General features: G+C 65.2%; 21 protein-coding genes and 1 pseudogene. 14 read left to right on the top strand and 8 right to left on the bottom strand.

Going from position 1 to position 19810, the window contains the following annotated elements:
- Window positions 1–369, top strand: a 369-nt coding sequence (locus tag QX010_RS26390; protein ID WP_316182798.1) for a hypothetical protein, incomplete at its 5' end; no start/stop codon positions are given.
- A gap of 90 nt (window positions 370–459) precedes the next feature.
- On the opposite strand, the gene QX010_RS26385 is transcribed toward QX010_RS26390, so the two are convergent.
- On the bottom strand, window positions 460–750 hold the full coding sequence (locus QX010_RS26385) for a hypothetical protein (RefSeq protein WP_410051985.1): 291 nt from the start codon (window positions 748–750) through the stop codon (window positions 460–462).
- A 208-nt stretch (window positions 751–958) separates the two neighbouring features.
- On the opposite strand from QX010_RS26385, the gene QX010_RS26380 reads away from it, so the two are divergent.
- Window positions 959–1285 (top strand): hypothetical protein, encoded by a 327-nt coding sequence (locus tag QX010_RS26380; RefSeq protein ID WP_316182802.1) that lies wholly within the window; start codon window positions 959–961, stop codon window positions 1283–1285.
- 79 nt (window positions 1286–1364) lie between these two features.
- On the opposite strand, the pseudogene QX010_RS26375 reads toward QX010_RS26380, so the two are convergent.
- Window positions 1365–1568 (bottom strand): annotated as a pseudogene (locus tag QX010_RS26375) (hypothetical protein); the annotation flags it as partial.
- Between the two features lie 268 nt (window positions 1569–1836).
- On the opposite strand from QX010_RS26375, the gene QX010_RS26370 reads away from it, so the two are divergent.
- Window positions 1837–2256 (top strand): NUDIX hydrolase, encoded by a 420-nt coding sequence (locus tag QX010_RS26370; RefSeq protein WP_315805164.1) that lies wholly within the window; start codon window positions 1837–1839, stop codon window positions 2254–2256.
- Between the two features lie 51 nt (window positions 2257–2307).
- Here QX010_RS26370 and QX010_RS26365 read toward each other — a convergent pair whose 3' ends face one another.
- Together QX010_RS26365 and QX010_RS26360 are read right to left on the bottom strand one after the other, a co-directional pair.
- Window positions 2308–2517: a PRC-barrel domain containing protein gene (locus QX010_RS26365; RefSeq protein ID WP_316182797.1), complete on the bottom strand. Its 210-nt coding sequence runs from the start codon at window positions 2515–2517 to the stop codon at window positions 2308–2310.
- A 140-nt stretch (window positions 2518–2657) separates the two neighbouring features.
- The gene (locus QX010_RS26360) at window positions 2658–4325 is read right to left on the bottom strand and encodes a tannase/feruloyl esterase family alpha/beta hydrolase (RefSeq protein WP_316182796.1); all 1668 of its coding nucleotides are present in this window, start codon (window positions 4323–4325) and stop codon (window positions 2658–2660) included.
- 198 nt (window positions 4326–4523) lie between these two features.
- On the opposite strand from QX010_RS26360, the gene QX010_RS26355 reads away from it, so the two are divergent.
- Complete coding sequence (locus QX010_RS26355; RefSeq protein WP_316182795.1) at window positions 4524–5882, top strand: LLM class flavin-dependent oxidoreductase; 1359 nt, start codon at window positions 4524–4526, stop codon at window positions 5880–5882.
- A gap of 12 nt (window positions 5883–5894) precedes the next feature.
- Here QX010_RS26355 and QX010_RS26350 read toward each other — a convergent pair whose 3' ends face one another.
- Window positions 5895–6494 (bottom strand): aspartate/glutamate racemase family protein, encoded by a 600-nt coding sequence (locus QX010_RS26350; RefSeq protein WP_315805172.1) that lies wholly within the window; start codon window positions 6492–6494, stop codon window positions 5895–5897.
- Here QX010_RS26350 and QX010_RS26345 point away from each other — a divergent pair.
- Window positions 6415–6582 (top strand): hypothetical protein, encoded by a 168-nt coding sequence (locus QX010_RS26345; RefSeq protein WP_315805174.1) that lies wholly within the window; start codon window positions 6415–6417, stop codon window positions 6580–6582. The genes QX010_RS26350 and QX010_RS26345 overlap by 80 nt on opposite strands.
- 77 nt (window positions 6583–6659) lie before the next feature.
- On the opposite strand, the gene QX010_RS26340 is transcribed toward QX010_RS26345, so the two are convergent.
- The gene (locus tag QX010_RS26340; protein WP_315805160.1) at window positions 6660–7322 is read right to left on the bottom strand and encodes an O-methyltransferase; all 663 of its coding nucleotides are present in this window, start codon (window positions 7320–7322) and stop codon (window positions 6660–6662) included.
- Window positions 7323–7415: 93 nt separating this feature from the next.
- On the opposite strand from QX010_RS26340, the gene QX010_RS26335 reads away from it, so the two are divergent.
- Window positions 7416–8066 (top strand): TetR family transcriptional regulator, encoded by a 651-nt coding sequence (locus QX010_RS26335; RefSeq protein WP_316182794.1) that lies wholly within the window; start codon window positions 7416–7418, stop codon window positions 8064–8066.
- 442 nt (window positions 8067–8508) lie between these two features.
- On the opposite strand, the gene QX010_RS26330 is transcribed toward QX010_RS26335, so the two are convergent.
- On the bottom strand, window positions 8509–9933 hold the full coding sequence (locus tag QX010_RS26330) for an IS1182 family transposase (protein WP_316182793.1): 1425 nt from the start codon (window positions 9931–9933) through the stop codon (window positions 8509–8511).
- A 152-nt stretch (window positions 9934–10085) separates the two neighbouring features.
- Between QX010_RS26330 and QX010_RS26325 the strand changes: the two genes are divergently transcribed.
- The 8 genes from QX010_RS26325 (at window position 10086) to QX010_RS26290 (ending at window position 18582) form a co-directional block, all read left to right on the top strand.
- Window positions 10086–10373, top strand: a complete 288-nt coding sequence (locus QX010_RS26325) for a hypothetical protein (protein WP_315805158.1) — start codon at window positions 10086–10088, stop codon at window positions 10371–10373.
- A 1161-nt stretch (window positions 10374–11534) separates the two neighbouring features.
- Window positions 11535–12683 (top strand): IS4 family transposase, encoded by a 1149-nt coding sequence (locus QX010_RS26320; protein ID WP_316182801.1) that lies wholly within the window; start codon window positions 11535–11537, stop codon window positions 12681–12683.
- Between the two features lie 891 nt (window positions 12684–13574).
- Window positions 13575–14504 carry an aliphatic sulfonate ABC transporter substrate-binding protein gene (locus QX010_RS26315; protein WP_316182800.1) on the top strand — a complete coding sequence of 310 codons (930 nt, stop codon included), beginning with the start codon at window positions 13575–13577 and terminating at the stop codon, window positions 14502–14504.
- Between the two features lie 81 nt (window positions 14505–14585).
- The gene (locus QX010_RS26310; protein WP_316182792.1) at window positions 14586–15206 is read left to right on the top strand and encodes a nitroreductase family protein; all 621 of its coding nucleotides are present in this window, start codon (window positions 14586–14588) and stop codon (window positions 15204–15206) included.
- Between the two features lie 92 nt (window positions 15207–15298).
- Window positions 15299–16594, top strand: a complete 1296-nt coding sequence (locus QX010_RS26305; RefSeq protein ID WP_316182791.1) for an O-acetylhomoserine aminocarboxypropyltransferase — start codon at window positions 15299–15301, stop codon at window positions 16592–16594.
- 3 nt (window positions 16595–16597) lie between these two features.
- The gene (locus QX010_RS26300; protein WP_316182790.1) at window positions 16598–17380 is read left to right on the top strand and encodes an alpha/beta hydrolase; all 783 of its coding nucleotides are present in this window, start codon (window positions 16598–16600) and stop codon (window positions 17378–17380) included.
- A gap of 123 nt (window positions 17381–17503) precedes the next feature.
- The gene (locus QX010_RS26295) at window positions 17504–17902 is read left to right on the top strand and encodes a BA14K family protein (protein WP_316182789.1); all 399 of its coding nucleotides are present in this window, start codon (window positions 17504–17506) and stop codon (window positions 17900–17902) included.
- Between the two features lie 140 nt (window positions 17903–18042).
- Window positions 18043–18582, top strand: coding sequence for a hypothetical protein (locus QX010_RS26290; protein WP_316182788.1), 540 nt, complete (start codon window positions 18043–18045; stop codon window positions 18580–18582).
- Between the two features lie 316 nt (window positions 18583–18898).
- Here QX010_RS26290 and QX010_RS26285 read toward each other — a convergent pair whose 3' ends face one another.
- Window positions 18899–19807 carry a flagellin gene (locus QX010_RS26285; RefSeq protein WP_315805152.1) on the bottom strand — a complete coding sequence of 303 codons (909 nt, stop codon included), beginning with the start codon at window positions 19805–19807 and terminating at the stop codon, window positions 18899–18901.
- Window positions 19808–19810 lie beyond the last annotated feature (3 nt).

The raw sequence follows: 19810 nt of genomic DNA, 5'->3' as shown, positions 1-19810 counted from the left end.
GCGAAAACCATGGTGTTACCTTTGAAACATTGTCCGCCGAAGTCTTCTCGTCCGATCTCAGAACCAAAAGCCGAAGCTCTCAACCCCGAGACCCGCAAGGACTCCGCCGTCCACGTTTCTCTTTCTTCATCTTCACTTGTCAAACAGCCCGCACTTGTTAGTTCGCTCGAACTACTTAGTGCATCATCTTCGATCGTCTGTTTCGCCGAAGAAGTCCCGATGTCCGGGGCGCTTCACATAGCCGATTTCCAGAGACCGTCAAGAGCATTTCTTGAAGAAAAACTCAGGAGCCAGTCAGACGAAAAGCAACGTCGGTCCCGAAAGTCGGGGGCCTCAGTCATCAGTGATGTCCGGCTGGCGTGGTGGTGAGATAGTGCGATGCCGCATCCCGCGCAAGAACTTTTTGCGACGGCTGTGCAGAAATGTGGATAGCGCTGTCGCCCCCCACGCTCGAACCCCTCACACGCGGTTTCCGTTCCATTTTGGAACGGTGGGCGCGCGCAGCGTCGGGAATTGCCCGCCTTCGGTTGCACCGGCGCACGATACGAGCGCGGCATGGGCATGCAGGACGACATCCTTCCGCCGGACAAGGTTGGTCGAACAGACGCTGTCGAGATTGCGGGTGTCGATTTCGACGGTCGCGATCCCCTCCCCGCCTGCGACGATCGCGGCGCGGACGCGGAAACGCCAATGGTTCCGCACCGAACACGCCGCTGAGCCCGGGATCGAAATTCGCGGCGTCGCACGCATTCGCGAATGCGAACTGGCATTGCTCTCGCCACCGCGAACACCGAAGTGACGCCGGTGATACGGATCGGCGATATCCGCAAAGCCTGGCGGTGACGCGGCCGGGAATTGGCTCGCCGTCTCGGCCGGATTCGGTCAGCCCTGTTGCCGCAAGCTCCGGAAATACCACCAGCCCGGCGCTCTCGCCTTCGCGGCCGCAGCCAGATCAGCGATGCGCGCGACGACGCCGGACGGAGCCGGTCGAGAGCCTCCCCAACGCGACACGTCGTCCGTCCCGCGTCCCAAAAAAACGCCCGTCGGCCGTGAAGCCGAGGGCGCCCTCGCCACCAACCAAACATTCTTCAATCCGCGCGGCCTTGGAAATGGTTTGATCGTGCTCGCGTCTCTGGACTGCCTTGCCCAACGCATGGTCGTTGCGGTCGCTCAGGACGTCGATCCTGTCGAGCGCGTTGTTGCAGCGATGTCTGCATCAATTCGAGTCCGCATGCCGCAAAAGCAGCCGCGGCATTGTTGCTCGGTCGACATTGCTGCTTGGTGACCTGCTGCGTGGTGACCTCCGCGGCGTCGCGCCACGTCGTCCGAGGCCGGCGCGAGACGGCGTCAACGCGACCGCGGCGGCGTGCTGGGGCCGTCAGGAAGCGATCGAGCTCGACGATCGCTTCGGCCTCGCGGGCGCGCCGCAGCTGCCTGGCCTGTTCGATGCCCGGGGGCAGACGTTTCGCCCTGTCTCGCGCCTCGCGCGCCATCTCCAGCAACCGCTCACCCAGCGACATCGTCTGCTTGACACGCCGGCGCCGCTTCTTTTGACCTTCTACTTCCATGCGGGATTGCATCCAGTTTCATTGATGCGCATCGACAACTCTAGATCAGGCGATGCCGCGCGCATCAACATAGGTGAATCGGCCGTGACCAACGTCGTCCCGGACGGCAGACCAGCAGCGGCCGGCCGCGCCGGGAGCATCGACGGTAGCCGCGGTGCCGGCCCGCTCTCGGATCATTTGATATGCGGTGGCCCAGGTTTTCCGGCGGCTCTCTCAGGAACCAATCGAGCCGGTGTATGGTTCAAGGCATTCGACGAAAGGGGGTCTCATGAAGAACAAGCAATTCGCCGCCCTGCCCTTTCGTATCGAGGCCGCGCAGCTCAGCATCCTGCTGATCACCACCCGGCGCAAGCAGCGCTGGTCGGTGCCGAAGGGCTCGCCGATCCTTCGCAAGGGTCCGCATCGGGTCGCGGCGATCGAGGCGTATGAAGAGGCAGGCTTGCGCGGCAAGATCGGCCGCCAGCCGCTTGGCCGTTTCAAGCACAGCAAGCGCAAGGGCAAGCGGAAGATCCCGTGCGAGGTCAAGCTCTACCCGCTGAAGGTGACCAAGCAGCACGGACGCTATCCCGAACGCGGGCAGCGGAAGCTGGCCTGGCTGCCCGCCGCGGAAGCCGCACGTCGCGTGCACCGGGCCAAGCTGCGGCGCCTCATCGAGAGCTTTGCCAGCGGGCACGCCAAGCAGCGTTGATCAAGCCGCTCGATCGCTTGAGCGCTCCAGATCCGAGACCAACGCCGCCGCTCAGGATTGCGTGAACTTGATGGTCGACACCGGCCAGCGCCCGTCATGACCGCTGAGGGTGATGCGCAACCCATGCAGTTCGTCGAGATACACCTGCTCGACGGTTCCCGCCTTGCCGTCGCTCAGGGCCACGCATTTCCCGATCAGCTCGATCTGGGCGCGCTCGAACTCGCACAGAATGGTGAAGGCTCGCGTCTTGACGGCAACCATGATTGAACGGTCTGAGGGCTGATGGGAGCCGCAACGCTGCGGAGACAGGCCGGCGCTGGCGGATAGATCGGCTCGTCCCCGTCCCGGGTCAACCGCTCATCAAGTGATCGTGCACCGTGCAGACGGCATGCACGACCGGTTCAGCGGCACTCGAAATTCGCCGCGTCCTCGAGGCTGCCGCTGCCCTTGTAGGTCAGCACCTTCGGGAACGCGCAGAGATCGCGTGTGCGTCCGGGCCATGGCACATCGGGCGCGCGCCGCGCGGTGGCCCGGATCGCCTCGGGCGCCGCGGCCGTGCCCTCCACCCATCGGTCCAGCGCGGTCAGCAAGTCGAACTGATCGGTGGTGGGTCCGCCGCCGCAATGGTTCATGCCGGGAACCAGGAACAGCCGCGCAAAGCCGTCGGCATCAGGGCCGTATCTGGTCTTGAGCTGATCGACATAGTCGATCGTGTCGAGCGCCGAGAAGATCGGGTCGGCCGTGCCGTGATAGAACAGCATCTTGCCGCCCTTCGCCTTGAAGGCGTCGAGATCGGTCGAGGTCGCGGCCTCATATTCCATGCCGGCGTCGAAGCCGCCGGCGCCCTTCATCACCTTCCGCGGATCGCGGTCGAGATCGAAATTGCGCACCCAGGCGACGAGATCCTCCGGCGTCTCCGGCGGGCTCATGAAATCATAGGCGACGCCGCCGGGAATGAGCGTGAGGTTGCGCGCATTGGGTGGACTCGCCTTGGGCGTACCGAGCTTCCAGGCGCGCCAGCCGGGCGCGGCGAGCCCGGGATCATACGGCCAGCGCGCATAGATCAATCCGCCCATGGAATTGCGGCTGCCGTCGAACATCAGCCTGACGGCCTTCAGCTTGGGAGCGGACAGGCATTGCGCGCTCTCGCCCTCCTTGCAGGCGAGCACGGCCGGATCGAAGCGGCAGGCCATGACATCCTGCACCATGCCGTCCTTGGCACCGTCGGCGCCGTCGCAAGAGGCGGTCACGGCATCGGCGACGAGCTTCAGGTCGTCGTCGGTCAGCGCGCTGCCCACATCGGCCTTGCCGTCAGGTCCCGGAGGCGCGATCGCCAGCAGCGCCTGCTCCTGCGCGATCACGTCGATGCCGGCCAGCGGCACGCGATAGGCCGGCGCACCGGCGATGACGCCGTCGAACAGCTCGGGGAAGCGCTGGGTCACCGCCATCGCCTGCCGGCCGCCGTTGGAGCAGCCAGCGAAGTAGGACCGGCGCGGTGCCTTGCCGTACAGCTTCTCGGCCGCGGCCTTCGCCGCCGCGGCCACCGGCGGGATCGAGCTGTAGCCCTTGTCCCGCCGCGCCTGCGGATCGAGGCCGAACAGATACGGCCCGAGCGGCCCCGGCTCCTCGAGATGGCCCGAGTCGGTCGAGGCGACGGCATAGCCGTTCGAGAGTCCGTTGGGCGGCGTCGCGCCGGTGAGCAGGCCGAGTGCCGGGCGCAGCACGCCGTCGACGCCGCCGCCGCCCTGAAAGACGAACTTGCCATTCCACGTCGCGGGCAATCGCAGCTCGTAGCCAACAGCATAGGGCTTGCCGTCGATGCCGGTACGCTCGTTGATCTTGCCCCGGATCAGGCAGTGATCCGGCGCGGGTGCGGTCGCGCCCGCAGGCGCGGGCGGCGCCAGTTGCACGCCGCCTGCAGCGACGAATTCCGCCGTGACGATGCGGCCGCTGCCGGAGAAGCCTTGCGCCAGCGTGGCGCAGCTCGCCTTGAACTCCTCCGCCTGCGCGGCCGCCATGGCGGACGTCGTCAGCAAGACCGCGGTCAGCGCCGTCACACGGATCGTCATCACGGTCGTCCTCACAGTCGTCCCCACACCTGCGGGCCAAAGCCCGTCACGCATCGTCGTTGCTTCGCGGCGCGCTCGATCGCTTCCGACCATAGCCAAGCCTGCGCCCGCCGCAAGCGGCCGTGCGCAGGGGTGCGATTGAAAACGTCGGCCGAAGCGTGCCATCTGATGGGCGTCGAGGAAGCGCCGAGGGACATCATGGCTGCGGACATCAGGTTGAATGCGTTTGCGATGAACTGCGTGGGGCACCAGTCGCCCGGCCTGTGGCGGCATCCGCGCGACCGGTCCTCCGACTACAATCGCCTGCCCTATTGGCTCGACCTCGCCAAGACCTTGGAGCGCGGCCGCTTCGACGGACTGTTTCTCGCCGATGTGCTCGGCGTCTACGATGTCTATGGCGGCAACCCCGACGCGGCGCTCCGTCACGCCATCCAGGTGCCGGTGAACGATCCGATGATGCTGATCTCGGCCATGGCCGCCGTGACCGAGCATCTCGGCTTCGGCGTCACCTGCACGCTGTCCTATGAGCCGCCCTACCCGTTCGCGCGGCGGATGTCGACGCTCGATCATCTGACCGAAGGCCGCATCGGCTGGAACATCGTCACCGGCTATCTCGACAGTGCCGCGCGTGGCATGGGCAAGGACCGCCAGACCGCGCATGACGACCGCTACGACGTCGCCGACGAGTACATGGAGGTGGTCTACAGACTGTGGGAAGGCAGCTGGGAGGACGACGCCGTCAAGCGCGACCGGACCAGCGGCGTGTTCACCGATCCCACGAAGGTTCACCGCGTCAGCCATCGCGGCGAGAACTACCAGCTCGACGCCATCCATCTCTGCGAGCCGTCGCCGCAGCGGACGCCGGTGCTGTATCAGGCCGGCACCTCGCCGCGCGGCCGCGTGTTCGCCGGCCGGCATGCCGAATGCGTGTTCATGTCCGGCCCGTCGGCCAAGATCATCGCGCCGCGCGTCGCCGCGATCCGCCAGGCCGCCGCCGACGCGGGTCGCGCGGGCAGCGACATCGTCATCTTCAGCATCGCCACCGTCGTGCTCGGCGAAACCGATGGGGCGGCCGAGGCGAAGTTCGCCGACTATCGCCGCTACATCGACCACGAGGCGTCGCTGACCCTGATGTCGGGCTGGACCGGCGTCGACTTCTCGACCTACGACCTCGACCAGCAGGTCCGCCACGTGCTCAACGATGCCGGCCGCAGCGCGATGGACAACGTCACGCGGGCCGATCCGGACCGGGTGTGGACCGTGCGCGAGGTTGCCGAGCATGTCGGCATCGGCGGCATCGGCCCGGTGTTCGTCGGCTCGCCGGCGAAGGTCGCCGATCTCATCGAGAGTTGGATCGAGCAGACCGGGGTCGACGGTCTCAACCTCGCCTTTGCGCTGTCACCAGAGAGTTTTGCCGATGCCGCCGACATGCTGGTGCCGGAGCTGACCAGACGCGGCCGCTACAAGAAGGCCTACCAGCCGGGGACGCTGCGCGAAAAGCTGTTCGGCCGTGCCCGGCTCGCGGCCCCGCATCCCGCGGCGGGCTACCGGCCGTAATGCTGCTGGCACTCAGCCCGACAGACGCGACAGCAACACGGCCACCGCCGCCTCGATCGGCTTGATGATCGGCACGGCGAATTGCCGCTGCAACTGATCGGCGGCCTGCGCCAGCGGCCCGCCGCCGATGATCACGGCCTCGGCGCCGTCCTCGGCAATACAGGCGCGCGTGGCGTCAGCCAGGGCGGCAGCAAGCCGCGCCGGATCGACGGCGAGCGCGGCCGGGTCGCCGTGCGTCAGACGCGTCCCGGTGAACTGCGCGGACAGGTTCAGCCTGTCTGCAAGGCCCGCGATGCTCGCGACCAGCGCAGGCGTCACCGTGGCAACGCCGAAGCGCCGCCCGCCCTCTGCGGCCTCGCGCATCGACGCCTCGCCGATGCCCGCCACCGGCAGCGAGCACTGGCTGCCAAGCTCCGCGGCGCCGGGATCGCCGAACGCCGCGACGATGATGCCGTCGCAAGCATCGCGATGCGCGCGGCCGATATCGACCACTTCCGCCGCCGATGCGGCCAGCGCCTCGGCATCCACGATCATGGCCGGCGCCCGCGTCGCGGTCGCGCCGACCACCTCGGCCCGGCCGGCGCAGCAGGCGGCCGCGATCGAGACCATCATCGCGGTGGTCGTGGCCGAGCTGTTGGGATTGATCAGGAGGATGCGAGGCATGAGGACGGTTGCTCAGATGACGAAGCTCTCCTCGTGAACAATCGTCGGCCAAACGTCAACTCCAGCCCCATTCGCCTATGAGGGTGGCGGGCATCGCCGTTCGCCGCCGCCGGCTCACCCGATCCGCATCGACAATTCGACTTCGTCGCCGAACGGCACCGACAGATAGCCGTTATCAGGCGAACGGACGTAGGCGAGGTAGTCGGGGCTGTGGTCGGCATTGTCAGCGACGATGAACGCGCCGGCGCTGAGCCGGCTCTCGAGCAGCGCCAGGATATCGCCATACAGCGGCTTGGCGCCGTCGAGCAGAACCAGGTCGATCGCGTCCGGGAGATCACCGCTTAGCGTCTGCAGAGCGTCGCCCTGGCGGATCTCGACCAGATCGGCCAGCCCGCCCTCCGCGAGGTTGGCACGGGCACGGGCGACCTTGGACGGCTCGAACTCCGTGGTGATCAGCCGGCCGCCGCCATTGTCACGCAGCGCCGCGGCGAGGAACAGCGTCGAGATGCCGAACGAGGTGCCGAATTCGACGATCGATCGCGCACCGACGCCGCGCGCCAGCATGTAGAGCAGCATGCCGGTGTCGCGCGACACGGGCAACGGAAAGTCCTTGAGCTGCGTGTAGAGCTCGACATGGCCGGACCTGCTGCGCATCAGCTGCGCGCCCCGTTCGGCCATGCCGGCGAAGATCGGGCTCGTCTCCGGCCGCAGCAACGTGGCCTCGGCAAGCAGGCGATCCAGCAGCGGCGCCACCGGCTGGGTGGTCAGGGTGATCATCGATATTCTCCGTATTCTCGATGCGTGTCGTTTGCGTCGAAGTCAGAATACGAATAATCATTCGCATTCGCTAATCGCATTTCGGAACGCTCCATGGCCCCGGCTCGAAAAGCCCCGATTTCCCCGCGAAAACTGCCGCAACAGGCACGCTCGGCCGACCTCGTCGCGGCCATTCTGCAGGCGGCTGTTCAGGTTTTGACCAAGGAAGGCGCGCAACGTTTCACCACGGCCCGTGCCGCCGAGAAGGCTGGCGTCAGCGTCGGCTCGCTCTATCAGTACTTCCCGAACAAGGCGGCGATCCTGTTCAGGCTGCAGAGCGACGAGTGGCAGCAGACGACGAAACTGCTGCACGGCATTCTGGAGGACACCCGCCGTCCGCCTCTGACGCGATTGCGCGCCCTCGTTCACGCGTTCCTGCAATCGGAGTGCGACGAGGCCGCCGTGCGCGGCGCACTCTACGACGCCGCCCCGCTCTATCGCGACGCGCCCGAGGCACGCCAGGCCAGGGCCAGTGGCCGCCGCGCCATGCTCGCCTTCATGCGCGAGGTGCTGCCTGGTGCCGGAGAGGCCGAGCGCGCGCGGGCCGCCGATCTGATCAAGACGACGCTCGGCCAGGTCGGCAAGCGCTTCTCGGAGACACCGCGCAGCCGGGCCGAGATATCGGCCTATGCCGATGCGATGGCCGACATGTTCTGTGCGTACCTCTCCACCGCGAACAAGCCTCACAGGCGTAAGGCCGGGTAGTCCTAGAGCCGGCGTGTCTCCGGTCAAGCGGCCTCTCGGGGTGTTCCCGCCATGGGCGGGCTTGTCCCGCGCATCCACGCCTCTCCCACGCAAACTGGGAACCTCTGCACGGCCACGGGGCGCCGCGACGCTCCGTTGACTTGATGCCGTCGTATCCCAGATCGCCGCCGACTTGATGCAGCGCCGCAGGTCGGGGGTCCGCAGCCAACGACGGACCTCTCATCAGAGTCCGTGATTGTCGGTTAAGGGCGAATTCCGGACACGATGAGGCGTCCAATCAAGTCGCGAATTGACCGATGCTGTCGAAAAAAGTCTTTGTCGCCGCGCGGGACTGCTTCTCCTGGTCTGGTTCGACGGCGAGGCCATTTATGGATCGAGTACCCGCTGCGCCGGCCGATCGCTGGCTGCGACGCTGACGCATAATTGCTCACACGCATACAACTCATACCCGCGCCGGCTCTGGCGGCTTGAGCAGCTTCAGCGCCATTGTCTTCAGGTTCTGCACGATGGCGGCGAGATGGAATTCGTCGCGGGCGCCGGACAGACCTCTCAGGCGCAACCGCTCGAACCCATGGTGGGTCTTCAAATGTGCGAACCGCATCTCGACCCGCTTGCGCTCGTCGCGTGATTTGAGGAACGCTTTCGTCGTCATTTTCCGGCGCGCGACATCTCGGGCGTCTTCGTGGAGATCGCGCGGGATCTGCCGGGCGGGCATGTTTGGGCAACACTGCGCCTTCAGAGGGCAGATGGAGCAATCGTGTTTGCTGGCGCGGAACCGTAGCATCATTCCATCGTGAACTTTGCCGGTGGTGCGAAGTACCTTCCCACTGGGACAGACATACACATTGGCGCGGCTATCCCATTTGAAGTCTGCACGCGAGAAGGTGCCGTCTTCGCGTTTACTTTTATCCCACACGGGGATATGCGGCGTGATCTGCTTCTCCTTGACGAGCCAACCGAGGAACTTGCCTGTGCCATAGGCTGTATCGGCGATCAGTCGCTTCGGCTTCAGATCGAAGCATCGCGCTGTGCGATCGATCATCGTCTTGGTCGCGACGACTTCGTCATAGGTTCGCGCTGGCGTTGCTTCCACGTCGACGATGACCGCATGTTCGACGTCGATCAGGTAATTTAGACCATAGCCGAACTGGACGCGCTTGTTGGCTTTTGCCGTCCACGCAGAAGACGGATCGGACGGCGAGATCACCTTCGGCGCCTTGCGTTCGCTGCGCCGGTGCCGCGGCGTCTCAGGATCATTGTCGGTGTCGTCGGCGCCATCCGCCGCCTCGGTGGGCTGCGCGGCAGCTTCGATCGAAGCAAGATACTCAGCAACGGCGCGCCGCTGACGTTGTGCGTCGGTCCAGTCGAGTTCAGCCGGCGGCTTGCCGTGGTAGCGACTGGCGTTGGCCTCCAGCACGCTGGCATCGACCGCGAAGCCTTCGCCCTTTACCAGCCCGGTCGCCATCGCCGACCAGACGACACGCTCGAAGATGTGGCGCAGCACGTCGCTCTCGCGAAAGCGGCCGAGCCGGTTGACCGAAAATGTCGAGTGATGCGGGAGAGCGTCATCGAGATCGAGCTGGCAGAACCAGCGGTAAGCGAGATGCAGTTCCACTTCCTGGCAAAGCCGGCGCTCTGAGCGGATGCCGTAGCAGTACCCCACGAGCAGCATCCGGATCATGAGTTCGGGATCAATCGACGGTCGCCCGATCTCGGAATAGTGCGGCTCAAGCTCCTTGTGTAGATCGGCGAGTGCCACGGCGACGAACGCATTCATCCGCCTGAGCAGATGGTTCTCGGGGATACGATCCTCCAAGCGAAACTCATAGAACAGGCTGCCCTGATCCCGCTTCCGCCGTCCCATCATCACCGTTCTCCGTCACCGAAGCTCGATCAGATGAAGGAATCAGTGTTCGCCGCGGCTCTCAAGCCTTTTTTCGACAGCATCGGCCCATTGAAGACGTCGCATGGTTCGGTAAATGTGAGGCTCGGAGATATCTCACGACCAACGGAGTGAGAATGAATTTCGTTGCCGTCACTGCTGAATACGGGATCGTCATCCGTCGGCGCGCCTTGACCGAAAGGGGCGTATCGTATCAGGCCGTACTTAATGCCCTTGAGACGGATAAGCCGCGCGGTGCTGATGAGGAGCTACTCTCTTTTGGTCCAAGCTTCGGTCCAGAGGCACTCGCAACTCTGACGCGGAGGCTCATCGATCTGGGCCTCGTCTATTTCGATGACTTCTTCGAAGTTCGCCAGCGACGTCCCGCTGTGGTGCAAGTTTGCCGTGGCGTTTGTGGCGACTAAGTCAACGTGAAACCAGCGCACAGGATGTCTGCTGTTAGTCCGTCGCGGATCTCACGGTCGGTGGTCGTGAAGTCCGCATTCTGGTTTCAACCGGAAGTAAGCCGCCGGAGGGCCGGAGGTCGCTTTGACCCAGAGCGGACCTATGATGGGACTGTTCCCAGTTCACCGCCGGGCGTGATCAGTCAGCTTTTCTCAGCGTGAGATTCTGGCTTTGAATGGCTCTGATACGGCTGATGTTCAATGTATCCTTAAGGTCGACGCAATCAATATACGCTACTGGACGTCCCCCGACCTTCGCTTGGCAACGGCTGGCGCCAAGGACAACGTTCAATGTACTTACTCATTGTCTGTCTAATCATTATAATCGTTAGTGCCCAGATATCATCTCGTTGGGCCTGGAACCTGTTCCGGGACTATGAGCTGGCGAGCCCATCCAAGCGGCTCGCCGCGCGGCGGCGCGCGGTTTTGCCAGTACTCTGCGTGGGAGGTGTGGGGCTTCTTGTCGTCCTGCTACTTCGTGTTTCAGGGCCAGAACTTGGAGCAGCCTTAGTGAATGCTCTGATGGTGGTGGTTTCCATTTTTTTCGGCCTGTTTATTGGCATCATTGGTGCCGTCGGCGCGCACCGTAATTAACAAGCACTACAATGGCCGGCACTTCCGCTTCTGTGAAGGGTTTCGGACGCCGGCCGCATGATTGACGGCGCGGCACATTCGGGCGGCCGGCGTGCCCTACCGCGCGAGCGGTTTAATCCATTGGCCCATCTCCGACCTTCCGGTCTACGCCTGGGATGTCCGCGACGCGCTGAATGCGGACGCCGCCGACTCGATCGCAGAGGTCTGCCTTAGTCACGGGCTGTCCTCCCGAACGTGCCCGCTCCGCGGCTCCTGCCCCCCATGGCTGCTGGCTTGCTGCACCGCGCAAGCATGCGGGCTTCGGCCAAATCCGCTCATGAGCCCCCGCGCTTCATTTCGGCCGGCAGATGCAAGGCAGTTCGATCGGACATGCCCGCCCAGACCTCTGCGGAGAGTCGCTAAGACGTCATGGCCGGGCCGAGGCCCACGGCTGTCCGGTTCAGGCAGGCTGGACAAGGCGCATGGCGTGGATTCTTCTGCGATCTTGAGCATCGCCAAATGTTCGAGACACACGAGGAGGATCCCGCCATGCGCCACCACAATACTGTATTTCACGGTCTGCAGAAGCTCGTTCCGTGGAGGGTTTTTGACCGGCTTGTGGAAACACATGGAGGAGACAAGCGGGTGCGCCGGCTCAGTACCCGGAATCAGTTTTGTGCTTTGCTCTATGCGCAACTGGCTCGCGCTGAGAGCCTGCGTGCCATTGAAGCTGCTTTCGAGAGCCACGCTGCACGGCTCTATCACGTAGGCGCCAAGGTGGTTTCGCGTTCGACGCTGGCCGATGCCAATGCAAAGCGACGGCCCGAGGTCTTTGCCGGTCTGTTGGCAGAGATGATGAAACGCTGTGAGCGGAAGCTGGCAAACGAGGTGGCGGATGCGGTCTACCTGGTCGATTCGACCAGATTTCCCCTGAACTCTCTCAGCGCCAGCTGGGCCAAGTTCAGCAGCGGCATCAACTGCTTCAAGCTGCACATCGTTTATAATCCGGATACCGGAAATCCGGTTACGGCCGACGTGACCGCGGGAAACGTCAACGACATCACCGCGGCAAAATCTCTTCCGATCCGCCCGGGCGCGACTTACGTCTTCGACCTCGGTTACTATGACTACGGCTGGTGGGCCAATCTCAACGAGCAGGGGTGCCGTCTCGTCACCCGTCTCAAGGCGAATACTAAACTCAGAGACGTGACTGAGAAGACAATCCCGGAGGGCTCGTCCGTGTTGTCCGATCGGATCGGCCTGCTGCCTGGCAGATTGGCTGTCTCGCGAAAGAACCCGTTCCAGGATCCCGTCCGTGAGGTCAGAGTTGCCACGGAAACCCGCAAGGTCCTGCGCATCATAACCAACGACCTCGACGCATCTGCCGACGAAATTGCCGACCTTTACAAGCGCCGCTGGCAGATCGAGCTGTTCTTTCGCTGGGTCAAGCACACGCTGAAGATCAGACACTTCCTCGGAACGTCCGAGAACGCCATACGCATCCAGATTGCAGTGGCGCTGATCGCTCATCTCCTGCTGCGCGCGGCCCATAAGCTGCAAAGCAGCGTGGAAAGCCTGCGGACCTTTACCGGCCTGGTCGCGCAAAACCTCATGCACCGCAGGAGGATCGATGGACTGCTCGATCCTCCACAGTCTCTCACCCGAGACGACCGCCAGCTGAGCCTTAGTATATGCTAAAACCTCAACCGGACAGCCGTGGGCCGAGGCCCTGCCATGACGTCGCGGCAGAGGGGCACAAGCTGATTGTGATATGCCGAAGCCCCAGGGCTTGCGTGACGAGCCGATGGCTTCTCCTCGCGCGTGCGCGACGAAGTGGAATTCGCCCGCATTCTCAGGCTGATTTGCCCTGTCCAGTCCCGCGACGAAAAATATTCTTGTTTCTTTTTTTCAGAATTCATGATTGAATAGCGCCATCCCGCCCGATCGAGAGGGGCGCTTCGCGAACGTCACGAAACGTTGGTGCGGGATGCGATGGCCGGTTCTCGTCGCAGCGTGCGTCAAGCGCGCGGACGAACGAGGGGAGCCGGACGGCGAAATCGCGTGGTCCTGATACTCCGACGCTAGTATCAAGTTCGCGAAGATGCTTGCGTGTCTCGCGGATGACGGTGGCCAGAAAGCCCGGCGCACCGGGGAGATCGCGTATAAGCCGTAAGCCCATTGCGCAGGGAAGGCCGGATGTCCGGCTGATCCTGTGGTAACCGCCGCGTGCTTCCTTTTTGCACGCGGGCCATGGGTGTCAGTCGACGCCCGGCCTTCCCTGTGCCCTCTCATCGAAAGAGGGACAAACGGCAGACACATCTCGGACGCCATGCGCGCCGCGAGGATGCGAGCGGCTGTCCACCGGGTCTCTCACGCGCCAAGAAAACAAACTTCTCGCGACGCGGCCACATGAAGAACTTTCCTCTCCATCCGAACCGATCTGCAAAATTGCGCAACACTCCCGATCCTGCGAATGATCCGGGAGAAGTGCACGCCATCGCCTGTTTGGGAGATTTCCGAATGACCCCGTCCTTCAGCGGACTGCGCCGCGCGCGATCCTCGCATCTCGCCCGCCGCGGCGTCCTGGTGATGGCGCTCGCCCTGCTCGGCGCGCTCGCCACGCCGCGAGCCGACGCCGCCGAGACGCTGCGCATCGGCTATCAGAAGTCCTCGACCCTGATTGCTCTCCTCAAGAGCAATGGCGAGCTGGAGAAGGTGCTGGCGCCGCTCGGCATCAAGGTGTCCTGGCACGAATTCTCCAGCGGCCTGCCGCTGCTGGAAGCGATCAACATCGGCAGCATCGATTTCGGCGCCGATGTTGCCGACACCGTCCCGGTGTTCGCGCAGGCCGCGGGCGCGAAGCTCGCCTATGTCGCGGAGGAAGCCGCCTCGCCGTCGGCGCAGGCGATCCTCGTGGCGACGGCATCGCCGACCAGGACGCTGGCCGACCTGAAAGGCAAGAAGATCGCGGTGACCAAGGGCGCGGGGAGCCACTATTTGCTGCTGTCGGCGCTCGCCAAGGCTGGTCTGACCTTCAAGGACATCACCCCGGCCTATCTGCCACCCGCCGACGGCCGCACCGCTTTCGTCAGCAACAATGTGGATGCCTGGGTGGCGTGGGATCCGTTCCTGACCAGCACCATCCGCCAGTCCGGGGCGCGCGTGCTCGCCGACGGCAGCGACGGGCTTGCCAGCTACAAGCGCTATTATCTCGCCGCCGCCGACTATGCCGCGGGGCATGGCGACGCGCTCGACGTCATCTACGGCAAGCTGGTCGAGACCGGCAAATGGGTGAAGGCCAATCCGGCCGCCGCGGCCGGCCAGCTCGCGGCGCTCTGGGGCATCGATGCCGCCACCGTCGAGGAGGCCAACAGCCACCGCTCCTACCAGGTCGGCGCGGTCACCGCGGCCGGCCTCTCGGAGCAGCAGAAGATCGCGGACGCTTTCCTTGCCGAGCGCGTGCTGCCGGTCAAGGTGGACACATCTGCGTTGGCGATCTGGACTCCCAAGGCGCCGTGAGCCACACAGGGGCCGAGGATTGTGCTCCGCAGCGAGGCGCGGCACGAGGCCCGACGACGGGCCTGAACGAAGGAGACCACCGTGACTGCCCATCTTCCCCCGCCGACCGATCGCATCACCGAGCATCCGGCGCATCGCATCTTCGTCGATCGCTGGTCGCCGCGCGGCTTCAGCGACGAGGCGCTGCCCGAAACGGAGCTCCTGACCTTCATCGAGGCGGCACGCTGGGCGCCCTCCTCATACAACTCGCAGCCCTGGCGCTTCCTCTACGCGCTGCGCGGCTCGGCCGAGTTCGACACCTTCCTGGCGCCGCTGGTCGAGTTCAACCGCGGCTGGGCGCAGCATGCCGCGGCGCTCGTCTACGTGCTGTCGAAGAAGACCTTCATCCCGGCGGGCAAGACCGAGCCGGCACCGACGCGGACGCATTCCTTCGATGCCGGCGCGGCCTGGGCCAATTTCGCCAACCAGGCGGCGGTGTCCGGCTGGGTCACCCATGGCATGAGCGGCTTCGACGTCGCCGCCGCACAGGCAGCGCTCGGGGTGCCCGACGGTTTCGCCGTGGAGATCGCGATCGCGGTCGGCCGCAAGGGCGATGGCGACAAGCTGCCGGCCATGCTCAAGGAGCGCGAGAAGCCGAGCGCACGCCTGTCCATCGCCGAGATCGCCTCGGCTGGCCTTTTCCCGCAGCGCTTCGCCGGCTGATCGATGCGTCAGGGGCGGCGTGCCGCGCCGCCCCTGACGGACGGCGAAATCTGTGGCAGAAGACGCGTTCTGCTTGAGGAGAGTTGATCCGCATGCCGCCGCCGAAACCGCCCGCCTTCGAGACCCTGAGCCTGCACGCGGGCCAGCACCCGGATCCCGCAACCGGCGCCCGCGCAGTGCCGATCTACCAGACCACGTCCTACGTGTTCGACGACACCGAGCACGCCGCGGCGCTGTTCAATCTCGAGCGCGCCGGCCACATCTATACCCGCATCTCCAACCCGACCACGGCCGTGCTCGAGGAGCGGCTTGCCGCGCTCGAGGGCGGCGTCGGCGCCGTCTGCACCGCGAGCGGCCAGGCGGCGCTGCATCTCGCCATTGCCACGCTCTTGAATGCGGGCGATCACATCGTCGCCTCCTCCTCGCTCTATGGCGGCACCATCAATCTGCTCGCCCACACGCTGCCGCGCTTCGGCATCACCACGAGCTTCGTCAAGCCCAGGGATCACGACGGTTTCCGCGCCGCGATCAAGCCGAACACGCGGCTGCTGATCGGCGAGACATTGGGCAACCCCGGCCTCGAGGTACTGGACATTCCCAAGGTCTCGGCGATCGCGCACGCGTCCGGCGTGCCGCTCCTGATCGACAACACCTTCGCGACGCCCTTTCTCAGCCAGCCGATCACCCAAGGCGCCGACATCGTGATGCACTCCGCCACCAAATGGCTCGGCGGCCACGGCATCGCGATCGGCGGCGCGCTCATCGACGGCGGCCGGTTCGACTGGCGCGCGTCCGGCAAATTCCCTCAACTCACCGAGCCCTATGCCGGCTATCACGGCATCGTCTTCGACGAGCAGTTCGGCACAGCCGCCTTCATCATGCGCGCGCGCACCGAGGGCCTGCGCGATTTCGGCGCCTGCCTGTCGCCGACCAACGCGTTCCATCTGCTTCAGGGCGTCGAGACCTTGCATCTGCGCATGGAGCGCCACGTCGCGAACACCGCCGCGGTGCTGGCGGTGCTGACGGCCAACAAGGCCGTCGACTGGGTGCTGCATCCCTCGCTCGAGACCCATCCGGACCATGCGCTCGCCAAGGAGCTGTTGCCGCGCGGCGCCGGCTCGATCATCTCGTTCGGCATCAAGGGCGGACGTCCCGCAGGGCGCAAGTTCATCGAGAGCCTGAAGCTGATCAGCCATCTCGCTAATGTCGGCGACGCCAAGACGCTGGTGATCCACCCCGCCTCGACCACGCATCAGCAGATGGACGCAGCCCAGCTCGCCGCGGCAGGGATCGGCGAGGAGCTGATCCGGCTCTCCGTCGGCATCGAGGCGGCCGGCGACATCATCGACGATCTCGGACAGGCGCTGCGCGCCTCGCAGAAGGTGTGAGCCATGCAGCTGTCGATCGGAGATCATGAGGTCTTCGCCGCCACGGGCGGCCGCGAGTTCGATTCGTCCTTGCCCGCCGTCGTCTTCATCCATGGCGCCGGCTTCGATCATTCGGTCTGGGCGCTGCACAGCCGCTGGTTCGCCCATCACGGCTTTGCCGTGCTGGCGCCCGACCTGCCGGGCCACGGCCGCTCCGCTGGCCCGGCGCTGCCGACCATTGCCGCGATGGCCGACTGGATCGCCGCGCTCTTGCAGGCGGTACACGCCAAGCCTGCGCACCTGATCGGCCACTCGATGGGCTCGCTGATCGCGCTCGATGCCGCGGCGCGCCATCCCGATCGCGTGTCGGCGCTCAGCCTGATCGGCACTGCGGCCACGATGACGGTCGGGCCTGACCTCCTGAACGCCGCCGAAGCCAATGATCACGCCGCCATCGACATGGTCTCGATCTGGGGCCTCGGTTTTGCCGCCGAGCTCGGCGGCAGCCGCGCGCCGGGGCTGTGGATGCATGGCGGCGCGCAGGCGACCCTGGAGCGCTGCGCGCCGGGCGTGCTGTTCAACGATCTCTCCGCCTGCAACGCCTATCAGGATGCGCTGGCGGCGGCGGCCAAGATCAAGGTGCCGGCGCGGCTGATCCTCGGCGAGAAGGACATGATGACGCCGCTGAAAGCCGGCAAGGCGCTGGCGGCTGCGATCGCGCAATCGCGCACCATCGTGCTGCCCGGTGCGGGGCATACGATGATGACAGAATGTCCGGATGCGCTGCTCGATGCGCTGATCGCGTAGCTTGCGGTCACGGTTCCCCTCTGGGATGCGACCTCGTGCCGCCGACATGCTCCGTCGCGGCGCGGAACGGAGGACGGCGGCGAGCCGTTGCCCTCCGCATAACGAACAGAAAGGAGCACGCAGATGGATCTGCGCAAACTTTTCACGGTCGCCACCATCGGAACGATGACGCTCGCGACCGCATCGCCGCTCGCCGCCGCGCCGTTGCTGCCGAACCACCCGGCACCGGCCGCCGCCACGCAGGACGCGACCGAGCTGCAGCAGGTGCAGTATCGCCACTGGCGCGGCGGCTACGTTCATCGCCACGGCTATTACGGCCATCGCTACGGCGGGCACGGCTACGGTGCGGGTGCCGCGGCCCTGGGCGGTCTGGCGGCCGGCGCGATCATCGGTGGCGCGATCGCCAACAGCCGCGCCGAGGCCGCCAATGCCCAGGCCTATTGCGCCCAGCGCTTCCGGTCCTACGACCCGGCCTCCGGCACCTATCTCGGCAATGACGGCCTGCGCCATTCCTGCCCGTAACGACACCAGGGTCGATGCCGGTCTCCGGCATCGACCGCCCCCTGGACCAATGGCGCGCGACAAAACGTCCGTCGCGACGACTGCAACGAAGATCGTCTCTTCCGGTTGAGCATGACCCAGAATCAACGGGAGACACCAGGATGGTCACCTTCAAAGCCGCCGCGACGCTCGCCATCGCCGGCGCACTTTCTCTGTCCACGCTGCACTCAGTCTCGGCTGCGCCGCTGACGTCGCTGTCAGCAGCCGCCAAACCGGGCGCCGAAAGCGCGCATGCCGTCCAGGTCCGCTACGGCGGCTGGCATGGCGGCTGGGGCGGCGGTGCCGCGATCGGCGCGGGGCTGCTGGCGGGGGCCGTGATCGGATCAGCGATCGCCGCGCCCTCCTATTATGGCGGCTACGCGCCCTATCCCTATTACGGCGGGTATCGCTACGCCGCCTATCCCTACGGCTATGGCGGCTACTACCCGGCCTACCGCCCCTATTACGGCGGCTATGGCTACAGCTACGCGCCGCGCCCGGTCTATCGCAGCTACGGCTATTCCTATGGCCCGCGGCCGTGGCGGCACAGCTACGGCTATTACCGCGGTCCGGGTTGGGGCCATCATCATGGCTGGCACGGCGGCCGTCATTTCGGACACCGCCACGGCCATGGCGTGATCCGCACCCATCATCGCTGGTGACGTGAGTTCGCCGGTGCGTGGGGCTCGCCCGACGCACCGGCACGTCAATGCGCAACCTCCGCCGCGCGGATGACGGACTCGTCATGATCGCGCCACGGCAAATGCTGCCAACGCCTCATTGCGCCGAGCGCCATCACCCACCAGATCTGCTCGAGACCCATGACCGTGGCGACGAAGTCGCAGACGACTCCAGCGCGGAATTCCTCGGCAGCTCGACGTCCGGATCATCCTCTTCCCGCAGATGGAGCTGCTGAACTTTCGCGTTTTCCTTGATCCGCCCATGCCCATCCCGCCGACCGCAATCGGTGCCGCTGTCTCAGCGCAGGTAACTGGCGAGGTTCAGGCTCTGGATCTTGGAGATGGCGGTATAGCTCGCCGTGAGCTGGGCCTGATATGTCGAGAGCTGGGCGGTGACCGCAGCGACGTCGACGCTGGTCAGGTCGGTCGCCAGGCTCTCGGCATAGCTCTTGTAATCGGTCTGCTGCGATTTCGCGCTCTCGATCCGGGACGCCGCATCGGAGAGCTTGGCCTGCACCGTCGCGACGTCGTCCACCGCCTGATCGGCAAGCGTCAATGCGGAGGTGACGTCGGTTCCGGAGAGGGTCGAGCTGTTGGCGACGAACTTCAGGACCCGCATGACCTCCTCGAACGCCGGGTTGTCGGCGGTGACGCCATAGGTGACCGACTGCCCGTCGGAAACCCGGACCGAGGCCAGCTCGCCGTCGCCCCGATAGTAGCTGCTATCCGTCGTTGTCAGCGATCCCGTGCCGGAGGCGAAGCTCGACGTGTCGACCGCCGCCGTCGCGGTTCGTCCGCCGCCGAACAGATACTGCCCGTCATACTGGGTGTTCAGGATGCCCGCCATCTGCTGCAGCAACTGCTGCGCGCTGCTGATCGCGGACGTGGTTCCCGTGCTGCTGCCGGAGCTCGCAGCACTCAGCGCCGTGCGCAGCTGACTGACGATGTCCGACACCTGTCCCACTGCGGAATACATCACCTGCACCTTGCTGTCGGCCAGGGTCGCGGCATCGATATAGGACTGCGCCCGCGTGACCGACACCTGCAGATTGACGACGTGCTGGGTGTCGGCGCCATAACCGGCGAGATACTCGGTCTTCAGCCCCGAGGCCTCCTGCACCTGGAGGTTGGCCATGGTCGCCTGCGTCCGCAGCGCGCTCGCGATCATCTGGTCGGAGTTCGAGAATGTCGCAATCCGCATCGTCATGAT

Source organism: Bradyrhizobium sp. SZCCHNRI1009 (assembly GCF_032487575.1).
Classification (GTDB): domain Bacteria; phylum Pseudomonadota; class Alphaproteobacteria; order Rhizobiales; family Xanthobacteraceae; genus Bradyrhizobium.
Note: the sequence above shows the minus strand (reverse complement) of the source record. Positions and strands in the feature narration are given on the sequence as shown.